This is a genomic window from Flavobacterium sp. Arc2, assembly GCF_041431385.1.
Taxonomy (GTDB): domain Bacteria; phylum Bacteroidota; class Bacteroidia; order Flavobacteriales; family Flavobacteriaceae; genus Flavobacterium.
In genome coordinates this window covers 1-17,854 of record NZ_JASMRH010000010.1, presented here as the reverse complement: position 1 = coordinate 17,854, position 17,854 = coordinate 1, and the positions used below count along the sequence as shown (strand labels likewise).

At 33.0% G+C, this 17,854-nt stretch carries 14 protein-coding genes; 12 read left to right on the top strand and 2 right to left on the bottom strand.

All coding sequences use genetic code 11. From position 1 onward, the window contains the following. Window positions 1–45 precede the first annotated feature (45 nt). The 8 genes from QO182_RS08635 to QO182_RS08600 all read left to right on the top strand — a co-directional run bounded on the left by QO182_RS08635 (window position 46) and on the right by QO182_RS08600 (window position 9,702). Entirely contained in the window at window positions 46–1,194 is a 1,149-nt protein-coding gene (locus QO182_RS08635) for an N-acetylmuramoyl-L-alanine amidase (protein ID WP_371561137.1), read from the top strand. A gap of 48 nt (window positions 1,195–1,242) precedes the next feature. Further along, complete coding sequence (locus QO182_RS08630) at window positions 1,243–2,208, top strand: MlaD family protein (RefSeq protein ID WP_371561021.1); 966 nt, start codon at window positions 1,243–1,245, stop codon at window positions 2,206–2,208. Between the two features lie 5 nt (window positions 2,209–2,213). Then, entirely contained in the window at window positions 2,214–3,551 is a 1,338-nt protein-coding gene (locus tag QO182_RS08625; RefSeq protein ID WP_371540163.1) for a 4Fe-4S dicluster domain-containing protein, read from the top strand. Between the two features lie 81 nt (window positions 3,552–3,632). After that, window positions 3,633–4,424, top strand: a complete 792-nt coding sequence (locus tag QO182_RS08620) for a (Fe-S)-binding protein (RefSeq protein WP_371540168.1) — start codon at window positions 3,633–3,635, stop codon at window positions 4,422–4,424. 48 nt (window positions 4,425–4,472) lie between these two features. Further along, window positions 4,473–4,955 carry an ABC transporter ATPase gene (locus QO182_RS08615; RefSeq protein ID WP_371540171.1) on the top strand — a complete coding sequence of 161 codons (483 nt, stop codon included), beginning with the start codon at window positions 4,473–4,475 and terminating at the stop codon, window positions 4,953–4,955. A gap of 19 nt (window positions 4,956–4,974) precedes the next feature. Further along, window positions 4,975–7,977 carry a glycoside hydrolase family 3 N-terminal domain-containing protein gene (locus tag QO182_RS08610; protein WP_371561019.1) on the top strand — a complete coding sequence of 1,001 codons (3,003 nt, stop codon included), beginning with the start codon at window positions 4,975–4,977 and terminating at the stop codon, window positions 7,975–7,977. A 99-nt stretch (window positions 7,978–8,076) separates the two neighbouring features. Beyond that, a complete protein-coding gene (gene bshA / locus QO182_RS08605) occupies window positions 8,077–9,246 on the top strand; it encodes an N-acetyl-alpha-D-glucosaminyl L-malate synthase BshA (RefSeq protein WP_371561018.1) in 1,170 nt (389 codons plus the stop codon). A gap of 27 nt (window positions 9,247–9,273) precedes the next feature. Next, window positions 9,274–9,702 carry a protease complex subunit PrcB family protein gene (locus tag QO182_RS08600; RefSeq protein ID WP_371540178.1) on the top strand — a complete coding sequence of 143 codons (429 nt, stop codon included), beginning with the start codon at window positions 9,274–9,276 and terminating at the stop codon, window positions 9,700–9,702. 50 nt (window positions 9,703–9,752) lie between these two features. On the opposite strand, the gene QO182_RS08595 is transcribed toward QO182_RS08600, so the two are convergent. Beyond that, on the bottom strand, window positions 9,753–10,259 hold the full coding sequence (locus QO182_RS08595; protein WP_371540181.1) for a hypothetical protein: 507 nt from the start codon (window positions 10,257–10,259) through the stop codon (window positions 9,753–9,755). Window positions 10,260–10,456: 197 nt separating this feature from the next. Next, window positions 10,457–11,260, bottom strand: coding sequence for a UDP-2,3-diacylglucosamine diphosphatase (locus tag QO182_RS08590; RefSeq protein WP_371540182.1), 804 nt, complete (start codon window positions 11,258–11,260; stop codon window positions 10,457–10,459). A gap of 189 nt (window positions 11,261–11,449) precedes the next feature. Here QO182_RS08590 and aroC point away from each other — a divergent pair, with 189 nt between their 5' ends. The 4 genes from aroC (at window position 11,450) to QO182_RS08570 (ending at window position 17,736) form a co-directional block, all read left to right on the top strand. Next, a complete protein-coding gene (gene aroC, locus QO182_RS08585; protein WP_371561016.1) occupies window positions 11,450–12,508 on the top strand; it encodes a chorismate synthase in 1,059 nt (352 codons plus the stop codon). A gap of 94 nt (window positions 12,509–12,602) precedes the next feature. Then, entirely contained in the window at window positions 12,603–13,883 is a 1,281-nt protein-coding gene (locus QO182_RS08580; RefSeq protein WP_371540187.1) for a dicarboxylate/amino acid:cation symporter, read from the top strand. 80 nt (window positions 13,884–13,963) lie between these two features. Then, window positions 13,964–15,244 carry a dicarboxylate/amino acid:cation symporter gene (locus tag QO182_RS08575; protein ID WP_371540190.1) on the top strand — a complete coding sequence of 427 codons (1,281 nt, stop codon included), beginning with the start codon at window positions 13,964–13,966 and terminating at the stop codon, window positions 15,242–15,244. Window positions 15,245–15,567: 323 nt separating this feature from the next. Next, window positions 15,568–17,736 carry a response regulator gene (locus QO182_RS08570; RefSeq protein ID WP_371561014.1) on the top strand — a complete coding sequence of 723 codons (2,169 nt, stop codon included), beginning with the start codon at window positions 15,568–15,570 and terminating at the stop codon, window positions 17,734–17,736. The last annotated feature ends 118 nt before the right edge of the window (window positions 17,737–17,854 follow it).

Sequence of the window (17,854 nt, the reverse complement as noted above, 5' to 3'; positions counted from 1 at the left end):
AGAAGAATAATTAAATTTGTAAAAAATAAATAAATTTTGAAATTGATAAATAGTAATAATGATAATGCTTTAAAAGTGTTATTATTTCTTTCCTTTTTGATTAGTAGCCTTTCATATGGTCAAAATAGTAACTTTAAAGTTACTCTAGACGCAGGTCATGGCGGTCATGATTTTGGCGCTGTTTATAATGGACATGTCGAAAAAAATATTGCTTTGGCGGTTGTTCTTAAAGTGGGTAGGTTGTTGGAAGCAAATTCTAAAGTAGATGTTATCTATACAAAAAAGACGGATATTTTTGTTGACCTAGTAGAAAGGGCTAATATTGCAAATAGAGCAAATGCTAATGTTTTTGTTTCTATTCACTGTAATGCCAATAGAAATACTGCTGCCGATGGTACAGAAACCTACGTAATGGGTATGAACAAAATTGCTTCAAATCTTGAGGCGGCTAAGAAGGAGAACTCTGTAATTACATTAGAGAAGGATTACAAAAGAAAATATGAAGGTTTTGATCCTAACTCTCCTGAAACAATGATCGGAATGACGTTGATGCAGGAAGAATATTTGGATAATAGCATTTCGTTGGCTAGTAAAATTGAAAATGAATTTGAAGGCTTAGGAAAGAGAGTTCGTGGGGGAGGGGTTAAACAAGCTCCTTTTATGGTATTACATAAAGCATATATGCCTAGAGTTTTGATTGAGATGGGTTTTATCTCTAACTATGCTGAGGGAAATAGATTAGATTCAGAAGAAGGGCAAAATGAAATTGCAGGTGCTATTGCGAATGCAATAATTGGTTATAAAAACGAATATTACGGAACCGGTGGTGCAGAAACTTCTGAAGTTAGGCCTTCACAAAAAAATGTTGAAAGTACTGTTGTTGATAATGGAACGCCAGTTAAAACAAAATCAAGTACAGTAGCTGCAAAACAAGATAGTGCTAAGGTTGTTTTCAAAGTGCAAATTTCTGCAAGTGGTAGAAAGATGGATTTACAACCTAGAAATTTTAAAGGATTAAAGAATATATCTATGGACTATGAGAACAATATCTATAAGTATATGTACGGTGAAACTCTTGATTATGATGAATCTAAGAGTCTTTTGGAGGAAGCTAAGGCAAAAGGGTATAACTCTGCCTTTTTGATCGCTTTTAAGAATGGAAAAAAGATAAGCATTCAAGAAGCTATTAAATAATAAGAAGTTCAGTTATTTTATATTAAATTTGTACAAAATACTTACATTTTGAAATTAACACGAGAAATCAAAACGGCAGTTTTAGTAATTGCATCGATATTATTATTTATTTGGGGATACAGTTTCTTGAAAGGGAGAGATCTCTTAAGTAGCTACAAAACACTGTATGTTGAATACAAAACAGTGGAAGGATTGACTTCCTCAGCACCCGTTACGCTCAATGGTTTGGAAATAGGGAGAGTAGCACAAATTACAATTGATGAAAACACAGGTAATTTGTTAGTAGAACTACAAATCAAGTCTGATTTTCCTATTTCAAGGACAAGTATAGCTACGATTTATGAGCCTGGTTTTATTGCTGGAAAGCAAATTGCTATAGAACCTAATTTTGATGACAAGTCAGTAGCTTTAAGTGGTGAAAAACTGAAAGGAGAAATTCGATTGGGACTAACTGATAAAGTAGGGGAGAAATTAGTTCCTCTTCAGGAGAAATTAGATAAGATTATGGCTAATGCCGATTTGCTAATCACTGGTGTTAATAACGTTTTAGATAAAAAATCGCAAGAAGACTTGAGAAAAAGTTTATCTGAATTAAGCCAGACTATGGAACAGTTTCATAAAGCTTCACTGACTATGAATACTATATTGGATGAAAATAAAACTCAAGTAAAAGGAGTTGTAACTAATTTCAATAAGATATCTGGTAATTTTTCTAAAATTTCAGATTCGTTAAGTAAAGCTGACTTAGGTAAAACAGTGAGAAATCTAAATAATACATTGGCAAAAGTGGATGGTATTATGAAAGGATTAGAATCTGGAAATGGTACAATGGGTAAATTGTTGAATGATGATGCATTGTATAACAACTTATCCAAAACTTCAAAAGAATTAGAGCTCTTGCTGCAAGATGTGAGACTTTATCCAACACGATATGTAAATGTTTCTCTTTTTGGTAAGAAAAACAAACCGTATAAAGCACCTGAAACCGACACTATTTCAAAAGAAAAAAACTAGCAATTATGAGCTATTTAGACAATATTTTATTTGCCCTATTATTAATTATCGGGTTTGGTTATTTTTTTGCTAGCATAAAAAAAATACGAAGAAACATCAATCTTGGTATAGACGTAGATAGAAAAGATAATCCTAGCGCCCGCTGGAAAAACATGGCTATGATTGCATTAGGGCAGTCAAAAATGGTAAAAAGACCCGTAGCTGGAGCACTTCATATTGTGGTGTATTTAGGTTTTATAATTATCAATATTGAATTATTGGAAATTATTATTGACGGTTTATTCGGTACCCACCGAGTTTTTGCTTTTTTAGGTGCTACATATGATGTGTTAATTGCATCATTTGAAATATTGGCAGTTTTAGTATTGATTGCAGTTAGTGTTTTCTGGATTAGAAGAAATGTCATAAAATTAAAACGATTCATCAATAAAGATTTAACAGGCTTCCCGAAAAACGATGCTAATTATATTCTTTATTTTGAAGTAGTCTTGATGACCTTGTTCTTATTAATGAACGCAACTGATTTACATTTGCAAAATGTACCCGGAGGCTTTTCTCATTTTATAGTAGCAGGTTCTTTTCCTATTAGCCAATTTATCGAACCGTTATTTAACGGAATGTCAAATGAGTTAGTGATGCTAATTTTTGAAGCTTCTTGGTGGTTGCATATTATCGGGATTTTAATTTTCATGAACTATTTGTATTTTTCAAAACACCTGCACATCTTATTGGCGTTTCCAAACACGTATTTTGCAGATTTAAATCCACAAGGACAGTTTGATAATTTAGAAGCAGTAACTAAAGAAGTTAAAATGATGATGGATCCTAATGCTGATCCGTTTGCTGCTGCGCCGCCTCCTGCAGAGGGTGAAGTTCCAGCTAAGTTTGGAGCCAGCGATATTCAGGATTTGAATTGGGTACAGTTGTTAAATGCATACACTTGTACTGAGTGTGGTCGATGTACTTCTTCTTGTCCTGCAAATATAACAGGTAAGAAACTATCGCCTCGTAAAATCATGATGGATACTCGAGATAGAATGGAAGAGGTAGGAAAAAATATTGATGCCAATAAAGGTGTTTTTATTCCAGATAACAAAACATTACTCAATGATTATATTACTCCAGAGGAACTTTGGGCTTGTACTTCTTGTAATGCATGTGTAGAAGAGTGTCCGGTAAATATTAGTCCGTTATCTATCATTATGGATATGCGTCGTTACCTAGTTATGGAGCAAAGTGCAGCACCAATGCCTTTAAATGCGATGATGACAAATATTGAAAATAATGGAGCACCATGGCAGTACAATCAGCAAGATAGATTGAATTGGAAAAACGAAAATTAATTTTGTAAATTTTAGTTGGTTATTTATTTAACCACTTGTCAAATAACCGGTTAGTGAACTAACTGAATAAAAAAACAACAAATGTCAGAGAATTTAATAGTGCCAACAATGGCGGAAATGCTAGCTCAAGGAAAACAACCTGAAGTATTGTTTTGGGTAGGTTGTGCAGGTAGTTTTGATGATAGAGCAAAAAAAATAACAAAGGCATTTGTACGAATTTTAAATCGTGCAAACGTTCCTTTTGCAGTACTTGGTACCGAAGAAAGTTGTACTGGTGATCCAGCAAAAAGAGCAGGAAATGAGTTCTTGTTTCAAATGCAAGCGATGATGAACATTGAAGTTCTGAATGCGTATGAAGCCAAGAAAATTGTAACGGCTTGTCCGCATTGTTTTAATACTTTGAAAAATGAATATCCTGAATTGGGTGGTAAATACGAGGTAGTACATCATACTGAATTCTTGAAATCATTACTAGATGACGGAAGACTGACAATCGAAGGGGGACAATTTAAAGGAAAGAAAATTACTTTTCACGATCCATGCTATTTAGGAAGAGCTAATAATGTTTATGAAGCGCCTAGAGAGTTGATTCAAAAACTGGATGCCGAATTAGTAGAGATGAAACGTTCTCGTTCAAATGGCTTATGTTGTGGGGCTGGAGGTGCTCAAATGTTTAAAGATGCAGAGCCAGGAAACAAGGAGATTAATGTTGAAAGAACAGAAGATGCATTAGAGACCCAACCAGAAATAATTGCAGCGGGTTGCCCATTTTGTAATACTATGTTGACGGATGGTATTAAAAATAAAGAAAAAGAAGGTGATGTAAAAGTGATGGACATTGCTGAATTAATAGCAAATGCTCAAGATTTATAGAACTTTAGAGTTAATATCTAAAATTCGAAATTTAAAAATAAAAAAAAAATGTACGTACCATTTGAAGATTTACCGGAAGAATCCAAAATCTGGATTTATCAAGCGAATAGAAAGTTTTCGGATGCGGAGTTTTCTGAAATTGAAACTGCTTTGCAGGGGTTTTTAGAAAATTGGGCTGCACATGGGACAAGTTTAGTTTCTTCATATCAATTAAAATACAATAGATTTATTATTCTAGCTGTAGATCAAGATGTGCAGGCAGCAACTGGTTGTTCAATAGATTCGTCTGTTGAATTTATCCAATCTCTGGAAAAGAAATACAATGTTGATCTATTGGACAAAATGAATGTGACTTTTAAACTAGGAGAACATATCGCTCATAAGCCATTGATAGACTTTAAAAAAATGGTAAAAGACAAAGCCGTTACTGAAAATACTATTGTTTTTAATAACCTAATCAACAATATTCAGGAATATAATGAGTCATGGGAAGTCCCGGCTATCGATAGCTGGCATAGCCGTTTTTTCTAAATTATTAAATTATACTTTAATGAAAAATAAAGACATTAGAAACTTATTTCTGTATGTCTTATTTTTTTTTGTAGCCAGTTGTAGTACTACAAAAAAGAATGAGTCAAAAGTTAAATTTGCACATATTCCTACGGTGGATGAGGAGTATATAGTAGACAATTCTTTGGATACAGATACGATCCAGGAACCTATTGCTCTATTTACGGAGCGTAAGAAATGGGTGGATAGTGTCTATACAAGTATGACTTTTGAGGAACGTTTAGGGCAATTGTTTATGGTTGCTGCTTATTCTAATAAAGACAATGCTCATGTAAATGCTGTCGAAAGATTAATATTAGATTCAAAAGTTGGTGGATTAATTTTCTTTCAAGGAGGTCCCGTTAGACAAGCGAAACTAATAAATAGATTTCAAGCACAATCAAAAATCCCATTATTTATAGGAAATGATGCTGAATGGGGGCTGAGTGTGCGTTTAGATTCGACCTATACCTATCCTTGGAATATGACTCTTGGAGCAGTTCAGGATATGAAGCTGATTGAAAAGATGGGAACCCAAATTGGAGAACAAAGTAAACTTTTAGGGATACAATTTAATTTTGGTCCCGTATTAGACATAAATACGAACCCCAAAAACCCTATAATTGGTTTTCGTTCTTTTGGTGAAGACAAGTATAATGTGACTACAAGAGCTATAGCCTTGATGAAAGGACTTCAGCATAAAGGAATTTTTGCTACAGGAAAACATTTCCCAGGGCATGGAGATACTGAAACTGATTCGCACAAAGCACTACCTACTGTCAGTTTTTCTAAAGAAAGATTAGAAATAATGGAGTTTTACCCTTACAAGCAAATGTTTAAAGAGGGGCTTTCTTCGGTAATGGTCGCTCATTTGAATGTTCCTAGTTTGGAGTCTAGACCTAATTACCCTTCTTCGATTTCTTATAATGTAGTGACTACTATTTTAAAAAAAGAGTTAGGTTTTAAAGGGTTGATTTTTACGGATGCTTTGAATATGAAAGCAGCTAGCAATTACAAGAAACCAGGAGAAATTGACTTAGAGGCATTTTTAGCGGGAAATGATATTTTATTGTTTCCAGAGAATGTTCCTTTGGCCATAGAGACCTTGACAAAGGCTTATCAAGATTCTTTATTTAATGAAAAAAGATTAGAATATTCTGTAAAGAAAATTTTAAAATACAAATACATTTCAGGGCTTAATAACTTTAAACCCATTGTTACTGATCATTTAGTTGCAGATCTTAACTCCTCTAAAAACGACGCGTTACAATATGAACTGTATGAAAATGCATTGACAGTATTAAAGAATGAAGAGGCTATATTACCAATAAAGGATTTGGAAAATGAAAAAATAGCATATGTAAAAATTGGTGATGCTACGAATAGTCGGTTTGTCGCTACCTTAAAAAAGTACACAGAGGTTACTGAAATTTCAGATTCTAATTTAGACAGTTTACAGTTGAAACTAAATAAATTTACTAAGGTCATTGTAGGCTATCATACTTCTGATTCCCCTTGGAAAAATTATGATTTTACCCCGGCAGAATTAAAAAAGCTGGCATTTCTATCTAAAAATAATAAGGTAATACTAGATGTTTTTGCGTCTCCTTACGCTCTGATACCCTTAGAAAGTTTTAATGATATCAAAGGCGTAGTGCTTTCGTATCAAAACAGTCCGATTGCGCAAGAAGTTTCTTCTGAATTAATCTTTGGAGCTATTGAGGCCAAAGGTAAATTACCAGTGACTGTCACGAGTGATTTCGTTGCTAATTTCGGATTTTCGACAGAGAAATTAAATGTTTTGGGATTTACAGCACCAGAAAACGTGGGAATGAATCCTTTAATTTTAAATAAAATTGAAGTAGTAGCACAAAAAGCAATCAATGGAAAGATGGCTCCAGGAATGCAGATTTTAGTGGCAAGAAAAGGAAAAGTGATTTATCAGAAGTCGTTTGGGTATCAGACTTATGAAAAGAATGCAAAAGTTATCAATACTGATTTATATGATGTTGCTTCTTTAACTAAAATATTATCAACGTTGCCCAATGTAATGCTGCAATATGATCAACAGAAAATAAACATGGAAACAAGATTAGACTCTATGCTTCCTATATTTAAAAATTCAAATAAACAAGACATACACTTTAAGGAATTATTGTCTCATTATGCGAGATTGCAACCTTGGCTTCCTTTTTATAAAGCGACTATAGACAAAAAGGGTGATCCGTTGAATAAATATTACAAGAAGGTATCAGAAGCTCATTTTTCAACAAAAGTGGCTGATAGTCTTTTTTTAAGAAATGACTATCATGACACTATTATGAAGTTGATTGCAGATACTAAATTGCTTCCTCAAAAAAAATACAGGTACAGTGACTTCACGTTTATTATTTTAAAAGAATATTTAGAAAAACTTACAGGGAGAAAATTAGATGTTTTAAGTACAGAGAATTTTTATAAACCGCTTGGCGCCAATAATACGATGTACAATCCGTTACAAAGAGTTGCTAAAAGTAGAATTGCTCCAACAGAAATTGACACTTATTTCCGTCATCAGGTCATACAAGGATATGTTCATGATATGGGTGCTGCCATGGAAGGTGGAATTGGTGGACATGCCGGAATTTTTTCAAATAGTATGGATGTTGCTAAAATAATGCAGCTGTATTTACAAAAGGGAAATTACGGGAACAGACAATATTTCTCAGAGAAAACATTTGATGACTTCAATACCTGTTATTTTTGTGCTGAAGGTAATAGAAGGGGAGTAGGCTTTGATAAACCTCAGTTAGGAGACAAAGGTCCCACTTGCGGATGCGCTTCTATGACTAGTTTTGGACATACTGGATTTACAGGTACAATGGCTTGGGCAGATCCAGAAACAGAAATCGTTTATATTTTCTTGTCGAATAGAACATTTCCCGGAGATTCAGTGAATAAATTATCAAGAGAAAATATTCGAGAAGACATTCAAGAAATAATATATGATGCAATTGAGCGATAATGCATTAATACAAAGCACACGTTTAATTAAAGATTTCTTTTACCATTTTAAAAAATAGCGTCCCTATTTTTCTTAATTTCGTTACATTAAAATATATACATGAAAATTGCAATAGTTTGTTACCCTACCTTTGGAGGAAGTGGAGTTGTCGCTACAGAGTTAGGGCTTGAATTAGCCCGCCTTGGCCATGAAGTTCATTTCATTACTTACAGTCAACCCGTTCGTTTAGCATTGTTAAATCCTAATGTGCATTATCACGAGGTTAATGTTCCTGAATATCCATTGTTTCACTACCAACCTTATGAATTAGCACTGTCGAGTAAACTGGTCGATATGGTTAAGCTTTACAAAATAGAAGTACTGCATGTGCACTACGCCATTCCTCACGCATATGCGGGTTATATGGCTAAGCAAATGCTGAAAGATGAAGGAATTGAAATCCCTATGGTGACTACACTTCATGGAACAGATATTACTTTAGTTGGGAATCATCCTTTCTATAAACCGGCAGTAAGTTTTAGTATCAACAAATCAGACGTGGTGACATCAGTTTCTCAAAGTTTGAAAGATGATACTTATAAGTTGTTCAATATAAAAAAAGATATTCATGTCATTCCTAATTTCATCGAGTTAGATAAGAATATTCAAGATCCTAATATACCATGTCACCGTTCAGTGATGGCAAATCAAGATGAAAGGATAATTACACATATCAGTAATTTTAGAAAAGTAAAACGAATTCCTGATGTAATCAAAATATTTCATAAAATTCAACAGGAAATTCCTGCTAAATTAATGATGTTAGGTGATGGTCCTGAAAAAGAAAAAGCAGAATACCTATGTCAGGAATTGGGCATTACGGATAAAGTAATCTTTTTTGGAAACAGTAATGAAATCGATAAGATTTTAAGTTACACTGATTTATTTTTGTTGCCTTCTGAAACAGAAAGTTTTGGTCTGGCAGCACTAGAAGCGATGGCATGGGGAGTTCCAGTGATATCGAGTAATTCTGGAGGACTTTCTGAAGTAAATTTTCAAGGAATTTCAGGCTACTTGAGTGATGTGGGTAATACGGATGAAATGGCTGAGAATGCGTTGAAAATTTTAAGAGATAATGATGTTCTGTCAAAATTTAAAGAAAATGCATTGTCTGTCGCTAAGAAGTTTGATATCAAAAATATTTTACCATTGTATGTAGACTTATATCAAAAGGCAATTAAGAAGTATTCGAAAAAAAATAAATTTTTGAATCAATCAAAAAAGGAATAATTCTTTGAATCAACTTAAAATATTCCAATGAAAAAAATAAGCTTTTTGTTTATGGTGTTTTTGTTAGTTTCCTGCGGAGCGAAGGCTGTAAAAGAAACAGGAAAAAGACCTTTGTTTGAAATACTGACGCAACAATCTGATGGAGGGGGAAATATTCATTTTTATGAGATTTTGACGGAACCAAATGAAATAAAAATGTTGCAGAATGATAAGCAGTTGAAGAATAAAATTACTGCTGTAGATGCTCAAAACTCAAATTTTGTCATTTTGAATATGGGGGAAAAAAATACTGGTGGTTATTCAATAACGATTGAAAGTGTTGCCGAAACAGAAAAAAATATAATCATCAATGTAAAAGAGAGTAGTCCAGATCCTGGAGCCATGGTAACTCAGGCTATCACTTATCCGTTTTGCGTTGTCAAGATTAATTCTAAAAAAGAAATTATTATTAAATAAAAAAAAATGCCACTATCTCTAGTGGCATTTTTTATATAAACAGCTTAATACTAGAATTGGTATTTAACACCCAAAGCAATATCAGAACCATAATTATTTTTGTAGTAACCGCTTCCACCAAATTCAGGTCTAAAATCTAAAGAGATCAATAAAGGAATATCAAAGTTATATTCAATTCCTATGTCCCCTGCTGCAAAAGCAAATGTATCGTTGTAATGATTGTTGTTTTTATCATCATAACCATAACTACCTAAACCACCACCTACACCAGCATACCAGTTGAAACCACCATCGATGTTCCATACCCATTGATACAAAGCAGCAAGTTTGATAGCGTTGTCATCGTAACCATTATTATTGTAATCTTTTCTACTTCTCCAACCTAAATCAAGTTCAAGTCTGTTGTTATCTCCTAAAGCTCTTTGGTAAGTGATTTCAGTTCCAAAACCACCACTGTCTCCCAAACGTAGACCTAATGCATTTTTAGAGATGTCTTGAGCCTGTGTGCTAAATGCTAATCCAATTAACATAAAAGCAGATAAAATAATTTTTTTCATAGTTAAATATTTGTTGGTGCAAAGTTACAACAAAATAAGAGCGAAAAATTTACATTTTAATTGTTAATTGTTTCAAAATTCACACTTTTAATTTTGTTGATTTATGTCTTAAACATTGATTACCATTGGTTTATTGTTCATTTATGGATTATTAAAAAACTGTTAAATTAATGATTTGTTTTAAAAAACAGTGCTGATTAAATTATTTGGCGACTCAAGTTGTCTTCCATTTCAAAGAGGTTTTCTTCTTCTAAAAAGTTGGATTCCTGATATCGGTATAGTTTCCATCTTTTCTTATTGTACTCAAGGGCTGTTAAATTTTCGACCCAATCTCCAGAATTCAAATATAAGACAGACCCATTTTTATTTTCTTTTTTAATGATTTTTGGTTCGTGGATATGCCCACAAATCACATAGTCGTACTTGTTTTCAATTGCTAATTCTGTGGCTGTTTCTTCAAAATCTGAAATGTGTTTGACTGCCTTTTTTACGCCAGCTTTTATTTTTTTCGAAAAGGAATAAGGCTCTTTTCCAATTTTTTTTAAACACCAATTGACGAATCGATTAGAAAGAATGAGATAATCGTATCCTAGACCACCTAATTTGGCAATCCATTTAGCATGATTTACGGAAGCATCGAAAACATCACCATGAAAAATCCATGCTTTTTTATCATCCATTTCCAATACTAATTTATCCACTAATGCAATGTTGCCCATATTCAGATCACTAAATTTGCGAAGCATTTCATCGTGATTTCCTGTAATGTAATAGATTTTAGTCCCTTTGGAAGCAAGCCCCATTATTTTTTGAATGATTTTTAAATGGTTATGAGGGAAATATGATTTTCTGAATTGCCATATATCGATGATGTCACCATTTAGAACTAAAATTTTTGGTTTTATTGATGACAAGTATTTATTGAGCTCTATGGCATGGCTGCCAAAAGTACCAAGATGCACATCAGAAATTACAACGATCTCTACTTTTCTTTTTTTCAATTGACTCTAATTTGAAGTTTCACAAATTTAGGCATTGGGTTATGCATTGCATTTTATTATATTGTTATGAATTAGTGTTAACTATTAACTAAACGTAATCTTTTTAAGTTGGTAATTTTGTTATCTAATCCTAATTTTAAATTTTTTACTTTAAGTCATAAAACATATATTTGTTCCAAACTTATTATAATGGCAGGAAATAGCTACGGAACCCTATTTAGATTAACAACTTTTGGAGAATCCCACGGAGAAGCATTAGGTGGAATAATTGATGGATGCCCATCAGGAATAACGCTAGATTTAGAGGCAATTCAACTTGAAATGTCCAGAAGAAAACCAGGTCAATCTGCTATAGTTACACAACGGAAAGAACCGGATGACGTCCAGTTTTTATCAGGTATTTTTGAAGGAAAAACGACTGGGACGCCAATAGGTTTTATTATACCAAATACAAATCAAAAATCAGACGATTACTCTCATATAAAAGATAATTATAGACCAAGTCATGCAGACTATGTTTATGAAAAAAAATATGGGGTTAGAGACTACCGTGGTGGCGGAAGAAGTTCTGCACGTGAGACAGCCAGCAGAGTAGTGGGAGGTGCTATTGCTAAGCAAATGTTGCCCGACATTAAAATTAATGCCTATGTATCTTCTGTAGGGCCAATTTTTCTAGAAAAACCTTATCAAGATTTAGATTTTTCAAAAACGGAAAATAACCCTGTTCGTTGTCCTGATGAAGAATCGGCAGTAATAATGGAAGAGTACATACGTGAAATTCGTAAGCAGGGAGATACTGTGGGTGGAACTGTTACCTGTGTGATTCAGAATGTACCGGTTGGTCTAGGAGAACCTGTTTTTGACAAGTTGCATGCAGAATTAGGTAAAGCTATGCTTTCTATCAATGCGGTTAAAGGATTTGAATATGGAAGTGGATTTTGTGGTGCTAAAATGAAAGGTAGCGAACACAATGATTTATACAATTCAGACGGAACTACAAAAACAAATCTTTCTGGTGGAATTCAAGGTGGAATTAGCAACGGAATGGATATTTATTTCCGAGTAGCTTTTAAACCAGTAGCTACTATTATGCAAAAGCAAGAGTCGTTAGATAACCAAGGAAATATTACAGAAATGACTGGAAAAGGACGCCATGACCCTTGTGTTGTGCCACGCGCAGTCCCTATTGTGGAAGCGATGGCAGCAATTGTATTGGCTGATTTTTATTTAATTAACAAAATATATTAAAAACTAATTGAACGGTAAATCCTACTTAAGTAAGTACTTTTAATTATAAACAACCCATAACCCATAACCCATAAAACCAACCCACAAAACCAAAATGAGTTCTACAGAAACACAAAAGAAGTCAATAGCATCGAACTTGACTACTCAAATACTAATTGCAATGGTTCTAGGAGCCATTTTAGGAGTTGTAATACACAATTCTATTTCGGCAGAATCAGCCTTATCTTTTAGTAATAAAATAAAAATTTTAGCTACCGTTTTTATTAGATTGGTGCAAATGATTATTGCGCCCTTAGTATTTACTACTTTAGTTGTGGGTATTGCAAAATTAGGAAATGTTAGTGCAGTTGGTAGAATTGGAGGAAAAGCCTTAGGCTGGTTTTTCACAGCTTCTTTAATGTCTCTATTATTAGGAATGTTTTTTGTAAATGTTCTCGAACCTGGAGTTGGACTTAATTTATCTAATGTTGATTTATCTTCAGCGTCTGAAGTAGCGGCTAAAACTCAAAGTATTTCGTTTGAAAATTTTATTGAGCATATTGTTCCTAAAAGTATTTTTGAAGCATTAGCTACTAACGAAATTTTGCAAATTGTTGTGTTTTCTATTTTCTTCGGTTTAGCAGCTGCGTCAATTGGCGACTATGTTAAACCCGTAGTTACTGCACTGGATAAAATGTCGCATATCATTTTAAAAATGGTAAATTATGTGATGAATTTCGCCCCAATCGGAGTTTTTGGGGCTATTGCAGGTGTTTTTGCTGTTAGAGATTTTCAAGAATTAGCACTCACTTATTTTAAATTTTTCGGTTCGTTTTTAATAGGTATTTCATCGCTTTGGGTAGTATTGATCATTGTTGGTTATATTTTCCTGAAAAGTAGAATGACAGTACTGCTAAAAAGAATTGTTAGTCCATTAATTATTGCTTTTGGAACTACAAGTAGTGAAGCAGTATTCCCAAAATTAACGGAAGAATTAGAGCGCTTTGGAGTAAAAAACAAAATTGTTTCTTTCATGTTACCTTTAGGATACTCTTTTAATCTAGACGGAAGTATGATGTATATGACTTTTGCCAGTATTTTTATAGCGCAAGCTTATGGTATACATTTGGATTTAGGAACGCAAATGACGATGCTACTTGTTTTGATGCTTACGAGTAAAGGAATTGCAGGTGTGCCAAGAGCAAGTTTAGTTGTTGTGGCAGCTACCTGCGGTATGTTTGATATTCCAATTGAGGGAATCGCTTTAATATTACCGATAGATCATTTTTGCGATATGTTTAGAAGTGCTACTAATGTTTTAGGAAATGCATTAGCTACTGCGGTGGTTGGAAAATGGGAAGAAAGTAATGAAATAGATATAGTTCCATTAGACTAAAAGATACTAAAAACTCCTCAAATTTGAGGAGTTTTTTATTTTTGTATATTTGGCCGGAACGATACAATTAAAATTGAATTATGAAAAAACTTGCAATGCATTGGAAAATCTTAATAGGAATGATATTAGGATTGCTTTTTGGATTATTAATGAAGAATTTAGAACAAAAAGGGATTGTTGTAGACTGGATTAAACCGTTTGGAACCATTTTTATAAATCTTCTAAAAATGATTGCCGTTCCATTAATTGTAGTTTCATTAATAGTAGGCTTAGCTGATTTAAAGGATATTTCAAAACTTTCAAAATTAGGCGGGAGAACAGTATTGTTTTATTTATGTTCCACTGTAATCGCTGTTACGATTGGGTTAGGATTGGCTAATCTTATAAAACCAGGAAGGTATATTAATAAAGAATCTAGAGAAAGTCTAATCCAAAATTTTTCTGTGGATGCTTCTCAAAAAATACAGATGGCAGAAACGGCAAAAAAAAGTGGTCCGCTTCAACCATTAGTTGATATTGTTCCTGATAATTTTTTCAAAGCGATGAGTGACAATGGTAGTATGCTACAGGTTATACTTTTCGTTATTCTTCTTGGTATTGGACTTATCTTAATCGATGAAGCAAAAGCAAAACCAGTTGTTGATTTTTTTAAAGGACTAAATGAAGTTATTATGAAAATCATCGACATCATAATGCTTTTTTCGCCCTATGGTGTTTTTGCTTTGATGGCTTCTTTGATGGTAGAAATCCCTGACTTCAGTACTTTAAGAGCATTAGGGATCTATGGATTGACCGTTGTATTAGGGTTGTTTATTATGGCTTTTATTTTTTATCCTACTTTATTATTGATTTTTGCAAAAGTAAATCCTATAAAATTTTTCAAGGCAATTGCACCTGCTCAACTGTTGGCTTTTTCGACCAGTTCAAGTGCTGCTACGTTGCCAGTAACCATGGAGTGTGTAACAGAACACGTAGGAGTTGATGAAGAAGTTTCCAGTTTTGTGTTACCACTAGGTGCTACTGTAAATATGGATGGTACAAGTCTTTATCAGGCGGTGGCAGCTATTTTTATTGCTCAGGCAATGCTTCCTAATCCTTTAGACCTAAACACACAGTTAATGATTGTTGTTACGGCAACCTTGGCCTCTATAGGATCTGCGGCAGTTCCTAGTGCAGGTATGGTTATGCTTGTAATTGTTTTAGGACAAGCTGGAATTCCTGAGGCGGGATTAGCACTTATTTTTGCTATAGACCGACCTTTAGATATGTGTAGGACTGTTGTAAACGTGACTAGTGACTCCACTGTTGCAACAATAGTGGCAAAATCAGTAGGGAAGTTACATCATCCCAAAGATTTTTAGATTGATTATATTATAGAAATACTACTATTTTTAGTGGAGAGAAAGCCGTTCAGTATATTTATTTAAGGAAATCCATCTTAGTAAATTTATGTCGAACGGCTTTTTTACGTTCTATTAAAACTTATTTATAAGTTTTAAGTTATAGTTTTATATTTGGGCGTTAAAATTGCTTGTAAGATATTTCTTTTTATTACTTTTGATTGTGTGTTGCTATTTATATAATTTAAATATTGATGCTCAATTATATAAATGTATATTTGAAAACCAAAAAGTAATTTATGCTCCGGATACGAATACTTTTATTCTTCTTTTTTTCGTTAAATATGTTCAGCAATGTTCCTATTGCTAAAACCGATACTCTATCTAGAAAAGCAATTTTAAAATTAACTTCAAAAGCTACTAATAGCCTATCTGAGTTTAAATTTGAGGAATCATTAACGATCGCAAGACTAGTATTGCGTTATGCTATCGATAGAAAAGATGATTATCTTGTTGCGAAATCATACAATATGATTGCTGCAAATTTTGAAGCAATGTCTGAAGTAGACAAAGCTGCTTTTTATTATAAAAAAGGACTAGCTTATGCAGATAGAACTACTAATGATTCGATCAAGAGTTCATTAAATAACAATATTGGGAATATATATTGTTTTGAATTAAACAACCTTGATGAAGGAGTAGATTATTATAAAAAAGCATTAGAGTACAGCACTAAAATTAATGATAGCAGCTCAATCTATATTACAAAAATGAATATTGCATGGGCTTATTTTTATAAAGGTAATTTTGAAAAAGGGAAACCTTATTTAGATTTTATAAATAAGCATCATAGTAACTTTGGAGGCAAAAGTACGGTTGTTACCCTAAAGATGCTGAACGGAATGTTTTTTACCAATCAATTGGAATTTGATAAAGCCGAGTTGTTTTTTAAAAATGCCATCAAACTTGGGCAGGGAGTCAGTGAGAAATCTGATTTGTCTTATGCACATCAAGAGTATGCTAAGTTATTGATGAAAAAAGGGGATTATAAAAATGCCTATGAAAATCTTTTACTTTATAACTCAATAAGAAAATCAATTGAAGATTCAAATAAAGTTAAGAGAGCAAATATAGTAGGTGTTAATCTGGAATTAGATGAATATAAGAGAAAGGTTGATACAATAGAAAATGAAATAAGCTTACAAGATATAAGCTTGCAAAAGTCAAGGATTATTGTTGTATTATTTATTATAGCCTTGACTGTGGTGCTGCTTTTACTTTATAATGTTTATAAAAACAACAATTTCAAGAAGAAAAAAAATGCAGAGCTTATTATCGCAAATGAAAAATTAGTTATTGCAAAAGAGAAAGCAGAAGAAGCGTCTTATTTAAAATCACAATTTGTATCGACAATAAGTCATGAGCTACGTACTCCTTTATATGGCGTTGTCGGTATAACAAATATGTTGCTAGATGAGCATAAAGAATTAGCGGACAGTCCGTATTTAAGCTCTCTTAAATTCTCTGCACGCTACTTATTGTCTCTTGTTAATGATGTTCTTCAAATAAATAAAATAGAAGAAAATAGAATTGTACTTGAAAGCTTGACTTTTAACATGGTAGATGAAATTAATATGATTAAGAATTCCTTGTCATTCATTGCTAAAAGCCATGAAAACCATATTAATATTAGTATCGACCCCTCAATTCCAGAATATTTGATTGGAGACAAATTAAGATTTTCTCAAATTATAATTAATATGGTCAGTAATGCACTGAAATTCACGAACAATGGGGAAGTTAATATTAAGGCGGATTTAGTTAAAATCGAAAATAAAGCTCACTTTATCGAGTTTAATATACAAGATAATGGAGTAGGAATTGCCGAAGAGGATCAAGAAAAAATATTTGAGAAATTTGTACAAATAGGAAGAAAAGAAATAGATTATCAAGGTACTGGTTTAGGCTTGTCTATTGTAAAACGATTATTAGAATTGTTTGACAGTACGATCTCTCTAAAAAGTAAAATAGGACATGGGACTACCTTCACTTTTACTATAGCATTTGATTATGACCCTATTAAAACTACTGAGCTTATAAATAAGATACAAGTTGATTTGACATCAAACGAAATATTTAATGTGTTAGTGGTGGATGATAACAAAATTAATCAGTTAATCACAAGAAAAATTATTGAAAAAAACAATTATAAATGTAGTGTAGTTGATTCAGGAATGGCTGCTCTTGAAATAGTCGATACCGCAAAATTTGATGTTATATTGATGGATATAAATATGCCATTGATGAATGGTTTTGAAACCACTAAAAGACTGCGTCAAAAAGGTGTTATGACACCTGTAATTGCATTAACTGCCTTTGACAAAGATGAGATTGTTGAAGAAGCACTTTCAGCAGGTATTAACGACATCATCATCAAACCTTTTGAACCAGCATTATTGTTTAAAATGATAAATCAGCTATTGTATAAAGAAAACCAGACTGAGTTAGTTTAGCCGTTTTTATATTCTGAAATATAAAAGAGAATCGCAAAATCGGTACCATCTCATAAAGTGTGTAAGTTAAAAAGTTATTCTGAAAATTTGAGCTAACTCAAAAGCTCAAAAATTTTCG